A 12,444-nucleotide genomic window follows, 5' to 3' on the forward strand; every position below is an offset into this window, starting at 1 on the left:
CCCATGTTCATCCAGACCGAACCTACGCCGAATCCCAATGCGTTGAAGTTCCTGCCGGGCCGCGAGGTTTCGCCCCACGCAGCGCTGGAGTACCGCACCATCGACGAGGCGACCGCGTCTCCCCTCGCGGAAGCGCTGTTCGAAATCGAAGGCGTCGATGGCGTCTTCTTCGGCGCCGACTATGTCTCGGTGACGCGCCAGGATCAGGGTCCGGACTGGAGCGCGATGAAGCCGGCGGTGCTGGGCGTCATCATGGACCATTTCGTCTCGGGCCAGCCGCTGACGCGCGAAGGCCAGGGTTCAGCCGATCACGCCGAGGACGACAGCGAGATCGTGGCCGAGATCAAGGCCCTGCTGGATAGCCGCATCCGCCCCGCCGTGGCCCAGGACGGCGGCGACATCCTGTTCGATTCCTTCGACGAGGAGAGCGGCGTCCTGTCGCTGCGGATGCGCGGGGCCTGTTCGGGCTGTCCGTCGTCCTCGGCGACGCTGAAGGCCGGGGTGGAGCAGATGATGCGCCACTATGTTCCCGAAGTGACGCGGGTCGAACAGACGATCTGACGCCCGGCGCGGTTTTCCGCCTCGCCAGACGCGCGGTCGGGCGCCATCTTAAGTTGATGGCTCGCTTCGTTCCTGACCCAGAAGTTATTCGCCTCGGGGAGGCCCTGGCCGTCTTGCGCCGAGAACGCGGCCTGTCTCAGGCCGAGGCGGGCGCGCGGCTGGACATGACCAGCCAGGGCTGGGGTCTTTACGAATCGGGACGTCGCCCCGGCCTGTTCCGCCCCGACGTGCAGCGCCGCCTGACCGCCGCCCTGGATTCCACGCCTGAAATTCTGGCCCTGACGGCGGCCCGCATCGCCCCGCCGCCCGCCGAGCGGACGCCGCAGGGCGTCGAGAGCAAGGGACGCGGCTTCGACGGCGCATCCGCCTCGTCCGAAATCCCCAGCCTGCGCCTGACCGACGACCATCTGGCGCCCTGGGCCGGAGCGGGAGTCATCGTGGACTATCGGCCGGGCCAGGCGCCGCGTCCGGGTCAGGGCTGCGTCGTCGAGACGACGGACGGAGACCTCATGATCCGGCTGTTCGACGGCGATCAGACGGATGGGGTCCGTCTGCGCGGGGCCGGGGCGCTGGATCGGCGCGAAATCCTGCCCCACGGCCGGATCGTTCGCATGTCCGCCATCATCGCCCGGCGCGACGAATGAAACGAAATGGTTGCATGCCCGGTTAGGTTGTGGAAGGTAGGGGCCATGGACAAGCCTTCCGCCCCGCCGCCCAGGACGCCCCGATCAGTCGATGCGGTGGATGTGGCGGTCGGCGAACGCATCGCCGCGCGGCGGATCGCGCTGGGTCTGTCGCAGACGGCCTTGGCCGACCGGATCGGCGTCAGCTGTCAGCAGGTCCAGAAGTACGAGGGCGGGCGCAACCGCATCTCGGCCGCGCGTCTGCACAGCCTGGCCCTGGCGCTGGACCTGCCGATCAGCGCCTTTTTCCCCGTCGAAGCGGGGGCGGTCGAGACGGGCGAGGTCTCGGTCATGCGCGCCCTCGCCGCGACGCCCGAAGGACGCTCCCTGGCCCTGGGCTTTTCCCGGATTCAGGATCACGCCGTGCGCCAGGCCCTGAGCCGTCTGGTCAGCGCCCTGGCGGCTGCCTGACCGCCGCCTGACGGCCCGAGGCGGACGCGGCGGTTTCCCCCTCTGTCGTCGAGCGCTAGAAGGCCGGCATGAGACTTCTGGTGATCGATACGGCGATGGGCGCCTGCACGGCGGCGGTGTTCCAGGACGACCGCGCCCTGTCGGTGCGGTTCGAACTCATGGCCAAGGGCCATCAGGAGCGGCTGGGCGGCCTGGTGCGCGACGTGGCGGCCGAGGCGGGCGGCGGTTTCGCCGCTCTGGACCGGATCGGCGTCACTGTCGGACCGGGCTCGTTCACGGGGCTGCGGGTCGGTCTGGCCTTCGCGCAGGGGCTAGGCGCGGCGCTGGGCCGGCCGGTGGTCGGCCTGTCGACCCTGGCGGCGCTGGCCGCCTCTCTGGAGGAGGCGGGTGGCCCGGTCGCGGCCCTGATCGACGCTCGGCGCGGCCAGGTCTATGCGCGGTTTTTGCTGAACGGCGCCGCCCTGGGCCCGGACGAGGCCCTGACGCTGGACGTCGCCGCCGCCCGCCTCGCCGCCCTGACGCAGGAGGTCGGCGGACCGGCGCGCCTGGTCGGCAGCGGCGCGGCCGTGTTGCGCGAGGCGTTTCCCGACCTGGCGGTCGGTGCGGTCGATCCGCGCGCGGCCCCGTCGCCTCAGGCCCTGGCCCGACTGGCCCGCGCCGCCGATCCGGCCGCGTGCGCGCCCCGGCCCCTCTATCTGCGCGCGCCCGACGCCACCCCGCCCAGTCGCCTGCCGGGCCAGCCGCGCCAGCCCGCCGCATGAGCCCGACCGATCCGGCGGTTCTGGCCGATCTGCACGCCCAGGCATTCTCCGCCCCGTGGAACGCGACCGCCTTTGCCGATCTTCTGGCCCAGCCCGGCGTCTTCGCGGTGGCAGAGGCGGACGGCTTCATCCTGATCCGTCTTGTCCTGGACGAGGCCGAGATTCTGACCCTGGCGGTGCGGCCCGCCGCCCGGCGCGCGGGCCTGGGCGGGCGCCTGGTGGGCCAGGGGGCGGTCCAGGCCGCGCAAGGCGGCGCCCGGCGTCTGTTCCTGGAGGTGGCCGAGGACAACGCCGCCGCCCGCGCCCTTTACGCCCGCGCGGGCTTTCGTTCCCTGGGCCGGCGAAAGGCCTATTACGCCGCGCCCGACGGCGGGCGGATCGACGCCTTGGTGCTGGGTCTGGACCTTGCGGCGAATCCGAACACGGCCCCGCTTCCCTGATGCGATCCGAACCCCTATTCTAGGCTCATGGACCGGATCGAGAAACTCTGCGCCGACCGCGGCATGCGCATGACCGAACAGCGTCGGGTGATCGCCCGCGTGCTGTCGAACGCCGAGGATCATCCCGATGTCGAAGAGCTGTATCGCCGCGCCTCGGCCATCGATCCGCACATCTCCATCGCCACCGTCTATCGCACCGTGCGCCTGTTCGAAGAGGCGGGCGTGGTCGAGAAACACGACTTCGGCGATGGCCGCAGCCGCTATGAAGAGGCGGGCGACGACCACCACGACCACCTGATCGACACCAAGTCGGGCGAGGTGATCGAATTCTTCGACGCCGAGATCGAGCGGCTGAAGTCGGAGATCGCCGAACGGCTGGGCTTCGAGCTGATCGGCCACAAGCTGGAGCTTTACGGCGTCCCGATCGAGGGCGCCGAGCCGTCGAAGCGCGAGGGCCTGATCTTCACCCGCTACGCCGCGCGGGTCGATTCCGAAGGCGACGCCTGACCCCGACGACGCGCTTGAGCGCCCTATGTCCGCGCTCACGTCGCGCGAAGCGCGGTGGCGCACTACGTCTGCGCTCAAGTAGCGCGAAGCGCGGTAGCGCACTACAAAGCCCCTCATGACCGAGACCCTTGAGACCGCCGAGGCCGGACGCGCGCCCGATAAGCGCCTGTTCATCAAGACCTACGGCTGCCAGATGAACGTCTATGATTCGGAGCGCATGGCCGATGTCCTGCGCCCGCTGGGCTATGCGACGACGGACGACGCGGCCCAGGCCGACTTCGTCATCCTGAACACCTGCCACATCCGCGAGAAGGCGGCCGAGAAGGTCTATTCAGAGCTGGGCAAGCTGAGAGAATTGAAGGAGGCGAAGGCCGAGAATTCAGGGACGACGATGACCATCGCCGTCGCCGGCTGCGTCGCCCAGGCCGAGGGTGAGGAGATCATGCGCCGCCAGCCTGCGGTCGACATCGTCGTCGGTCCCCAGGCCTATCACCAGCTGCCCGAGCTTCTGACCCGCACGGCGCGGGCGCGGGGCGAGCGGATCGGCGCTGACTTCGCTCCCGACGACAAGTTCGACGCCCTGCCGGTCGCGCGCGGAACCACCGGTCCCACCGCCTTCCTGACGGTGCAGGAGGGTTGCGACAAGTTCTGCACCTTCTGCGTCGTGCCTTATACGCGCGGGGCCGAATGGTCGCGGCCCCTGGCGGCGGTGCTGGATGAAGCCCGCGCCCTGGCTGATCGCGGGGTGCGCGAAGTCACCCTGCTGGGCCAGAACGTCAACGCCTATGACGGCGAACGGCCGGACGGCAAGGCGGCGACGCTGGCCGAACTGGCCTACGCCCTGGCGGAAATTCCCGGCCTGGACCGCATCCGCTATACGACCAGCCACCCCAACGACATGTCCGACGACCTGATCGCCGCTCATGGCGATCTGGACGCCCTGATGCCCTATCTGCACCTGCCGGTTCAGTCGGGCTCGGACCGCATCCTGCGGCTGATGAACAGAAAGCATGGCCGCCAGAAATATTTCGACCTGATAGATCGCATCCGTGCGGCTCGGCCGGACATGGCCCTGTCGGGCGACTTCATCGTCGGTTTCCCCGGCGAGACGGACCGGGAGTTCGAGGACACGCTGGATCTGGTGCGACGGGTCAACTACGCCAGCGCCTTCTCCTTCATGTATTCGCCGCGACCCGGCACGCCCGCCGCCGGCATGGGCAGTCAGATCGAGCCCGAGGTGTCCAAGGATCGGCTGCATCGGCTTCAGGCCCTCCTGCTTGAGCAGCAGGTCGCCTTCAACGCCGCCCAGGCGGGGCGCACCCTGAACGTTCTCTTCGAGAAGAAAGGCCGCCACGGTCGTCAGGCCATCGGTCGGTCGCCCTATCTGCAGTCGGTCCATGTCGACGACGCGGATCATCTGATCGGCCGGATCGTTCCGGTTCGGATCGTCAGCGGGCAGCAGAACAGCCTGACCGGCGAACTCATCCCCGACGGGCTCAAGCAGCCTAGCCCCGTGGGCGAGGCGGTAGCCCAACACACCGGGCTCAAGCAGCCGAGCCCCGTGGGCGAGGCGGTAGCCCAAGAAGAAAAGGCGGCCTAGTGGCGCGTGAGTCCGATTTCGTTCCCCTGAACCATGCCGAACTGCGGGCCGTTGTCGGTCCCAATAGCCGGCACGTCGCCCTGATCGAGGACGCCTTCAAGGTGCTGATCGAGGCGCCGGGCGGCGGGGTTTCGATCAATGGCGGCACGCGCGACCGATCCGACGCCCGCCGGGTGGTCGAGGACCTGGCCAAGCGCGCGGGCCTGGGCGCCGAGGTGACGGAGGCGGACGTGCGCGCCGCCCTGGGTCTGGCGCGCGGCGGCAAGGGGACGCCGGGCATGGCGGCGGCGGGAGTGTCCCTGCCGGGCGGCAAGCGCGGCGCCATCGTCCCCAAGACCAAGGCCCAGGCCGCTTATCTGGACATGCTGGGTCGGTGCGAACTGAGCTTCGGCGTTGGGCCGGCGGGCACCGGCAAGACCTTCCTGGCGGCGGCCTATGGCGCATCGCTGCTGCGGCGCGGTCAGGTGGATCGTCTGGTCATCACCCGGCCGGCCGTCGAGGCGGGCGAGAAGCTGGGCTTTCTGCCCGGCGACCTGAACGAAAAGGTCGATCCCTATCTGGCGCCTATCTGGGAAGCCTTGAACGACATTCTGGGCGCCGAGGACGTCCAGCGTCGCCGCGACAAGGGCGAGATCGAGGCCGCCCCCATCGCCTTCATGCGCGGCCGCACCCTCAGCCACGCCTTCATCATTGTGGACGAGGCCCAGAACACCAGCCGTCTGCAGATGAAGATGGTGCTGACACGCCTGGGCGAGGGCGCCCGCATGGTGGTGACGGGCGATCCGTCGCAGGTCGATCTGCTGAACCCGCGCGATTCCGGCCTGGCCCACGCCCTGCGAATTCTGGACGGGGTCGAGGGCGTCGGGGTGCTGAAGTTCGCCGCCGCCGACGTGGTGCGCCACGCCATGGTCGAGCGGATCGTGCGCGCCTATGACGCCGACGCCGCCCATTCTCGTCGGGATTCGAGCCGTCCGGCGTCGGACCTCGAAGATCCGGCATGATAGAGATCGAGATCGAGGCGGACGCTTGGACCGCCGCGCTGCCCGAGGCCGAAACGGTCGTGCGCCGTGCGGCGACGGCGGCGCAGGGAACCGTCGCGGGCGATGTCGTCGTACTGCTGACCGACGATGCGACGGTGCGCGACCTGAACACCCGGTTCCGCGACAAGGATCGGCCGACCAACGTTCTGTCCTTCCCGGCGCCCGAAAGCGCCGCGCCGCACCTGGGCGACATCGTCCTGGCCTACGGCGTCTGCGCCGGGGAGGCGCAAGCCCAGGGCAAGACCCTGGCCGACCATCTCAGCCACCTGATCGTACACGGCGTGCTGCACCTCTTGGGCCGCGACCACGAGGACGACGCGGAGGCCGAGGCGATGGAGGCCGAGGAGCGCCAGATTCTGGCCGGGATCGGCGTAGCCGACCCCTACGCCGCCGAACAGGACGACTGATCATGTTTCCCGACGTGCTGCTGGATCGCCTCGCCACCCCGATCCGCGCCCTGCCTGACCGGCGCAGGGTCTTGACCTGGCGGATGATCCGCATCGTTCTGGCTCTGTTGGCCGGGGCCGGCGCGGCCTTCGCCCATCCGCCGTTCGGGGTGCTGATCGGCCTTCTGGGCTATCCGCTGCTGATGATCCTGTCGGAGCGGTCCGACACGACGCGCGGCGCCTTCTGGATGGGCTGGCTGGCGGGTTTCGCCTATTTCTTCGTCGGCTGCTGGTGGGTGGCCGAGGCCTTCTTCGTCAATCCTGAACAGGCGTGGATGGCGCCCTTCGCGGCCAGCCTGCTGCCGGCGGGCCTGGGCCTGTTCTGGGGTGGGGCTTGCGCGCTCTATCGCCGATTCGCCCCCATCGGGGCGGTGCGCGTCCTGCTGTTCGCCGCCCTGTTCTGCGCCTTCGAATGGCTGAGAGGCCATGTGCTGACCGGTTTTCCCTGGAACCCGGCCGGCGCGACCTGGCGCGCGGGCGGCGGAATGTCCCAGTTCGCCGCCGTCGTCGGCGTCTATGGGTTGAGCCTTGTCACGGTCGGGGCGGTCGCGGCCCTGGCGCCGCTGATCGGGCCGGGATCGCGGCGCGGTCGGCTGATCTCGGCCGGGTTGGGGGTGGGCGTGCTGCTGGCCGTCGGCCTGTTCGGCGCCGTGCGCCTGGCCCAGGCGCAACTGACTTTCACCGATACGGTCGTGCGTCTGGTCCAGGCCGATGTGAAACAGGAGACGAAATGGTCGCCCGATGCCTATCGCTCCATCGTCGACCGCTATCTGGCCCTGACGGCCCAGCCGCCGGCCGAGCCGGGCGGGCGCGTCCCCAACGTCGTCGTCTGGCCAGAGGGCGCCCTGCCGGCGTCGGCCAACGACGTCTTCGCTTCGGCCGACGCCCAGGCCCTGGCCGCCGCCGTCCGGCCCGGCCAGACCCTGATGATCGGCCTGGCGCGGGGCGAGCCGGACCTGATGGCTCCGGAGGGCGCGCGCTACTACAACAGCCTGTTCGCGCTGCAGAGCGAAGGGGCGGCGGGCCTGCGCGTCTCGGCCGTCTATGACAAGCATCGACTGGTGCCGTTCGGAGAGTATCTGCCGCTGGGATCGTTGATGACGTCCCTGGGCCTGCGCAGCCTGGTGCATATGCCCAGCGACTTCTCCGCCGGACCCCGACCCAGCCCCATCGCCGTACCCGGCGCGCCGCCGGCCCAGGTGCTGATCTGCTACGAAAGCCTCTATCCCGGCTTCACCCCCGGCGCGGCGGGACGGCCCGCCTGGATCGTCAACGCCTCGAATGACGCCTGGTTCGGAGCGACCTCCGGGCCGCGCCAGCATCTGAACCTGGCCAGCTATCGCGCCATCGAGACCGGCCTGCCCATCGCGCGGGCCACGCCGACGGGCGTTTCGGCCATGATCGACCCCTGGGGCCGGATCGTCGACGGCCAACGGCTGGAGCCCGGCGTCATGGGGGTGATCGACGCCCCTCTGCCGCACCCCACCGGTGTCACCCCCTACGGCCGGTTCGGCGACTGGCCTTTCCTGATCGCCCTTCTGGGGGGCTGCGTCCTATCCTTGTGGCCGTCGATGGTGCGATCTAGGGTTCGCGCCAGTTCGTCCGTGATTTGAGTTGAGGGGAACGCCATGGCGCGTAGCGGGGAAGAGGACATCCATCCGGTTGATCGCCACGTCGGGCGCCGCGTCCAGGAGAAGCGCCTGGGCCTGGGCCTCAGCCAGAGCGCCCTGGCAAACGCCGTCGGCGTCAGTTTTCAGCAGGTGCAGAAGTACGAGAAGGGCACCAACCGCGTCTCGGCCTCCAAACTGTTCGATATCGCCGAGTTCATGAAGGTGGACATCCCCTTCTTCTTTCAGGGCCTCGGTTCGCAGGCGGAGGCGACTCCCGGCCTGGCCGAGGAGGCTGCGACCTTCGACCACGATCACAAGCCCAGCAGGACCAGCGTCGAGATCGCCCGCCTTGCGCCGCGCCTGCCGCCGCGCAAGCAGAAGCTGATCCTGGAGATGATGCGCGACATGCTGGGCGACGATCCCGCCTAGCTTAAGGCGACGATCTCTGCGGTCTGACCCGCGATGCGGACCTCGTCGCCGACCTGCTTGCCCATGACCGCGCGAGCCAGGGGCGAGACGTGGCTGACGGACCCTTTCGCCGGGTCGGCCTCGTCTTCGCCGACGATGCGCCAGGTCTGGACGCGGCCGTCCTCTCGCTCCACGCCCACGGTTCCGCCGAAGCGCACGCGGCTGTCTGGCTCTGCGGGTTCGACCAACTGGGCCGAGGCGCGGCGCGCCGACCAGTAACGCAGGTCGCGCGTGGCGCGGGCCATGGCGGTGCGGTCGCTGTCGATGGAGCCCTTGACCTGGGCGGCGGCGTAGGCGGCGCGCGCCGCAGCCAGTTCGGCCTCGATCTGGGCCAGACCTTGCGGCGTGACCAGGTTGGGATGGGGCGAAATGGGCCGATCCGCCAGGTCGGCGGCCGTGGCTTCCAGATCTTCCTCTCGGGTGAAGGCGACGCTCATGACACGGAACATAGCGACGCCGCCCGCTATAGCCAGCGCGGCCGCGAGCAGGCAAAGCGAGGGCATGAGCCAAACCTCCCCCGTCCATGTGATCGGCGCCGGCCCCGCCGGGCTGATGGCGGCCGAGCGGCTGGCCGACGCGGGCGTTCGCGTCGTGATCCACGAACGCATGCCGTCCGTGGCGCGCAAGCTCCTGATGGCCGGGCGCGGCGGGCTGAACCTGACCCATTCCGAGCCGATGGAGCGGTTCCTGCCCCGCTATGGCGACGCCCAGGCGACGGCGGCGGACTGGATCGCGGCCTTCACCCCCGCCGATCTGATCGCCTGGGTCGAGGGACTGGGCCAGTCGACCTTCGTGGGGTCCAGCGGCCGGGTCTTTCCCAAGGCCATGAAGGCATCCCCCCTGCTGCGGGCCTGGCTGGCGCGGTTGGAGGGGCTGGGGGTGGAGGTGCGCACCCGTTCGCGCTGGATCGGGCGGCGCGACGGCGGCTGGCTGTTCGACACGCCCCAGGGCGAACGGATGGAGCGTCCGGCGGCCGTGGTCCTGGCCATGGGCGGGGCCAGCTGGCCGCGACTTGGCGCGGACGGCGCCTGGACGGGCGAGATCGAGGCCCTGGGGGCGAGGCTGTCGCCCTTGCGGCCCGCCAACGCCGGCTTTGACGTGGGCTGGTCGCCCTTGTTCCGAGCGCGTTTCGCCGGGCGGCCATTGAAGGGGATCGCCCTGACCCACGCCGGGCGCACCGTGCGGGGCGAGGCCATGATCGCCGCCTATGGGATCGAGGGCGGGGCGGTTTACGCCCTGTCGGCGGACCTGCGCCGGACGCTGGAGCGGGACGGCAGCGCCGAACTGACTCTGGACCTGAAGCCCGACCTGGCGCCGGCGCGCCTGGCCGAACGGCTGTCCCGGCCGCGCGGCAAGGACAGTCTCTCCAACCATCTGCGAAAGACGGCCGGGCTGGACGCTGTAGCTGTCGCCCTGCTGCGCGAGGCCGGGCCGCCGGCCGAGACGACGCGGGCTCAGGGGCGGGCCCTGGCCGACCGGATCAAGGCCCTGCCCCTGGCCCTGACCGGCATGCAGGGGTTGGATCGAGCCATCTCCTCGGCCGGCGGCGTGCGGCTGGACGAACTGGATGAACGGCTGATGCTGAGGTCCGCGCCCGGCGTTTTCCTCGCCGGGGAGATGCTGGACTGGGAGGCCCCGACCGGCGGCTATCTGCTTCAGGCCAGTTTCGCCTCGGGCGTCGCAGTGGCGCGCGGCGTGCTGGACTGGCTCGACAGCCGGGGCTGAGCGGGGCAGGCTGGCCCTTCGTTCGCCGGAGTTCCTGATGCGCCGTTCCCTGACTGCCCTGACTGCCCTGACTGCCCTGTCGCCGGTCCTGTCGTCGCCCGCCTGGGCCGGGGATGCGCCGGCCATCGACGCCGAACGGATGAACCAGGCGGTGCGCGTCCTGGCCTCCGACGAGTTCGAGGGCCGCGCCCCCGCCTCGGCGGGCGAGGAGAAGACGGTGGCCTGGCTGGTCGAACAGTTCCGGGGCGCCGGGGCCGAAGGCGGCGGGCCGGACGGTTCCTTCGTCCAGGTCGCCCATCTGTCGCGCACCCGACAGGATGGACCGGCGACCATCGCCGCCCATGTCGGGGGCCGTGTCGGCGGCCGGACCATCGACCTCGTGCGCGGACCCGACGTTCTGGTGTCCAGCGACCGGCCGGTCAGCCACATCACCGTGACGGACGCCCCCGTCGTCTTCGTCGGCTACGGGGCGACCGCGCCCGAGCGTCGGTGGGACGATTTCAAGGACGTGGACGTGCGCGGCAAGGTGATCGTCGTCCTGGTCAACGATCCGGATTTCGAGGCGGCGGCGGGCGATCCGGTCGCCGGCATGTTCGACGGTCAGGCCATGACCTTCTATGGCCGCTGGACCTACAAATTCCTGGAAGCCGGCCGTCGCGGGGCCGCCGGGGTCCTGGTGGTGCATGAGACGGCGGGGGCCGGCTATCCGTGGTCCACCCTGCAGAATTCCTCCGCCGCGCCCAAGTTCGACATCGTGCGCGCCGACCCGGCCGCCGAACGCGCGCCCTTTCAGGGCTGGATTCAACGTGCCAAGGCCGAACAGCTGTTCACGGCCGCCGGCCTGGACTTCGCCGCCCTGAAGGAAAGCGCCCGCCGCGCCGACTTCCGCCCCGTGGTCCTGCCGGGCCTGACGCTCAGCGTCGATTTCGGCCAGATCGCCGACCGGGTGGAGACCCGGAATGTCCTGGCCCGCATTCCGGGTTCGGAACATCCGGACGAGACGGTCATCTACGGCGCCCACTGGGACGGCTACGGCATCGGCACGCCCAATGCCCAAGGCGACAAGATCTACAATGCGGCGGTGGACAATGCGACCGGCGTGGCGGCCCTGCTGGAACTGGCTCACGCCTTCGCCGAGGGGCCGCGCCCCAAGCGGTCGGTCGTCTTCGCCGCCTGGTCGGGCGAGGAGGCGGGGCTTCTGGGCTCGACCTACTACGCCGCCAATCCGGTCTGGCCGCTTGCAACTACGGTCGCCAACATCAATGTCGACAGCCTGCTGCCGGGGACCCAGATCGATCCGAACGTCGTCGTCATCGGCAAGGGGAAGAACCAGCTGGACGACATTTTGGCCCGTCACGCCGCCGCGACCGGCCGGGTGCTGATCGCCGATCCGGCGCCCCAGGCCGGCGCCTTTTACCGCTCAGACCACTTCCCCCTGGCGCTGAAGGGGGTGCCGGCCCTCTTCCCTGCGGCGGGCTTCACCGGCGCCAGCGCGGCCAGCCGCGACTATGTCCAGAACCGCTATCATCAGCCCACGGACGAATGGGATGCGACCTGGCGCATGGACGCCGCCGCCGCCGACGTCGCCCTGATCTACGCCGTGGGCCGCGACCTGGCCGACAGCGATCAATGGCCGGAATGGAACGCGGGCGCCGAGTTCGGCCCGACGCGCGAGGCGTCCAAGGCCCTGCGGCGCTAAGGTTCAGCGTTCCGGAAAAGCGGAGAGCGGTTCGGAATAGTCGCTCAACCGTCCTTGACGCAGATCGCAGATTCCCGCTTGTGACCGGATCAGCAGGATCTGCGTCTGGTTCGGTCGGTCGATCCAAATGCTGTTGTTGATCAAGACCTGATCCTCGACCTTGACCGGAGGGCCATAGCGGGCAACCAGGTGATCCAAAAGAGCCGCACATCGCCTGGCCGGGTAATCGATTCGGATCATTCCCAGACCCGCATCGTCGAAATAATAGCCGACCTCGACCCTTTCACCTGCGACACGATCTCGTCGCCTGTTGTGGAGAACCATGCCCGAAAGCCGTGGACCTGAACGCACGATTCTGGCGTCGACGTTCGACGCTTGAACTTGTTCCGGCGTCATTCCCCATGTCGTCTGGCCCCCAGCGGCCAAGGCGCCCAATGGGCATGAGGCGAAGAGCAGAGCGATCGTTACGATGTGAACGCGCTTCATGATCTTT

The 12,444-nt window shown here is 69.6% G+C and carries 15 protein-coding genes; 13 read left to right on the forward strand and 2 right to left on the reverse strand.

The genetic code is table 11. The annotated features are described in order from the left end of the window. The first annotated feature begins 3 nt into the window (after window positions 1-3). From QE389_RS11240 to QE389_RS11290, 11 genes are all read left to right on the forward strand, one after another. Window positions 4-561: a NifU family protein gene (locus QE389_RS11240; RefSeq protein ID WP_307367318.1), complete on the forward strand. Its 558-nt coding sequence runs from the start codon at window positions 4-6 to the stop codon at window positions 559-561. Window positions 562-617: 56 nt separating this feature from the next. Further along, window positions 618-1,205, forward strand: coding sequence for a helix-turn-helix transcriptional regulator (locus QE389_RS11245; RefSeq protein ID WP_307367320.1), 588 nt, complete (start codon window positions 618-620; stop codon window positions 1,203-1,205). A gap of 45 nt (window positions 1,206-1,250) precedes the next feature. After that, window positions 1,251-1,655 (forward strand): helix-turn-helix domain-containing protein, encoded by a 405-nt coding sequence (locus tag QE389_RS11250; RefSeq protein WP_307367322.1) that lies wholly within the window; start codon window positions 1,251-1,253, stop codon window positions 1,653-1,655. Window positions 1,656-1,723: 68 nt separating this feature from the next. Continuing rightward, window positions 1,724-2,416: a tRNA (adenosine(37)-N6)-threonylcarbamoyltransferase complex dimerization subunit type 1 TsaB gene (gene tsaB, locus QE389_RS11255; protein ID WP_307367324.1), complete on the forward strand. Its 693-nt coding sequence runs from the start codon at window positions 1,724-1,726 to the stop codon at window positions 2,414-2,416. After that, window positions 2,413-2,856, forward strand: a complete 444-nt coding sequence (rimI, locus tag QE389_RS11260; RefSeq protein WP_307367326.1) for a ribosomal protein S18-alanine N-acetyltransferase — start codon at window positions 2,413-2,415, stop codon at window positions 2,854-2,856. Before tsaB ends, rimI begins: the two co-directional genes overlap by 4 nt. A gap of 27 nt (window positions 2,857-2,883) precedes the next feature. Next, window positions 2,884-3,363, forward strand: coding sequence for a Fur family transcriptional regulator (locus tag QE389_RS11265; RefSeq protein ID WP_307367328.1), 480 nt, complete (start codon window positions 2,884-2,886; stop codon window positions 3,361-3,363). 115 nt (window positions 3,364-3,478) lie between these two features. After that, entirely contained in the window at window positions 3,479-4,963 is a 1,485-nt protein-coding gene (gene miaB, locus QE389_RS11270; RefSeq protein ID WP_307367330.1) for a tRNA (N6-isopentenyl adenosine(37)-C2)-methylthiotransferase MiaB, read from the forward strand. Continuing rightward, the gene (locus tag QE389_RS11275) at window positions 4,963-5,964 is read left to right on the forward strand and encodes a PhoH family protein (RefSeq protein ID WP_307367332.1); all 1,002 of its coding nucleotides are present in this window, start codon (window positions 4,963-4,965) and stop codon (window positions 5,962-5,964) included. The genes miaB and QE389_RS11275 overlap by 1 nt, the downstream gene beginning before the upstream one ends. Beyond that, the gene (gene ybeY / locus QE389_RS11280; RefSeq protein ID WP_307367334.1) at window positions 5,961-6,410 is read left to right on the forward strand and encodes an rRNA maturation RNase YbeY; all 450 of its coding nucleotides are present in this window, start codon (window positions 5,961-5,963) and stop codon (window positions 6,408-6,410) included. Before QE389_RS11275 ends, ybeY begins: the two co-directional genes overlap by 4 nt. An 83-nt stretch (window positions 6,411-6,493) precedes the next feature. Beyond that, window positions 6,494-8,062 carry an apolipoprotein N-acyltransferase gene (gene lnt, locus QE389_RS11285; protein WP_307369054.1) on the forward strand — a complete coding sequence of 523 codons (1,569 nt, stop codon included), beginning with the start codon at window positions 6,494-6,496 and terminating at the stop codon, window positions 8,060-8,062. Window positions 8,063-8,077: 15 nt separating this feature from the next. After that, on the forward strand, window positions 8,078-8,488 hold the full coding sequence (locus tag QE389_RS11290) for a helix-turn-helix domain-containing protein (RefSeq protein ID WP_307367336.1): 411 nt from the start codon (window positions 8,078-8,080) through the stop codon (window positions 8,486-8,488). Here QE389_RS11290 and greA read toward each other — a convergent pair. Beyond that, window positions 8,485-8,964 (reverse strand): transcription elongation factor GreA, encoded by a 480-nt coding sequence (greA, locus tag QE389_RS11295; RefSeq protein ID WP_307369057.1) that lies wholly within the window; start codon window positions 8,962-8,964, stop codon window positions 8,485-8,487. The genes QE389_RS11290 and greA overlap by 4 nt on opposite strands. Before the next feature lie 64 nt (window positions 8,965-9,028). On the opposite strand from greA, the gene QE389_RS11300 reads away from it, so the two are divergent. Together QE389_RS11300 and QE389_RS11305 are read left to right on the forward strand one after the other, a co-directional pair. Beyond that, window positions 9,029-10,252 carry a TIGR03862 family flavoprotein gene (locus QE389_RS11300; protein ID WP_307367338.1) on the forward strand — a complete coding sequence of 408 codons (1,224 nt, stop codon included), beginning with the start codon at window positions 9,029-9,031 and terminating at the stop codon, window positions 10,250-10,252. A gap of 37 nt (window positions 10,253-10,289) precedes the next feature. Continuing rightward, the gene (locus tag QE389_RS11305) at window positions 10,290-11,951 is read left to right on the forward strand and encodes a M28 family metallopeptidase (protein ID WP_307367340.1); all 1,662 of its coding nucleotides are present in this window, start codon (window positions 10,290-10,292) and stop codon (window positions 11,949-11,951) included. Between the two features lie 3 nt (window positions 11,952-11,954). Here QE389_RS11305 and QE389_RS11310 read toward each other — a convergent pair whose 3' ends face one another. Then, window positions 11,955-12,437, reverse strand: a complete 483-nt coding sequence (locus tag QE389_RS11310) for a hypothetical protein (RefSeq protein ID WP_307367342.1) — start codon at window positions 12,435-12,437, stop codon at window positions 11,955-11,957. Window positions 12,438-12,444 lie beyond the last annotated feature (7 nt).

The sequence above is a fragment of the Brevundimonas sp. SORGH_AS_0993 genome (genome assembly GCF_030818545.1).
GTDB lineage: Bacteria > Pseudomonadota > Alphaproteobacteria > Caulobacterales > Caulobacteraceae > Brevundimonas.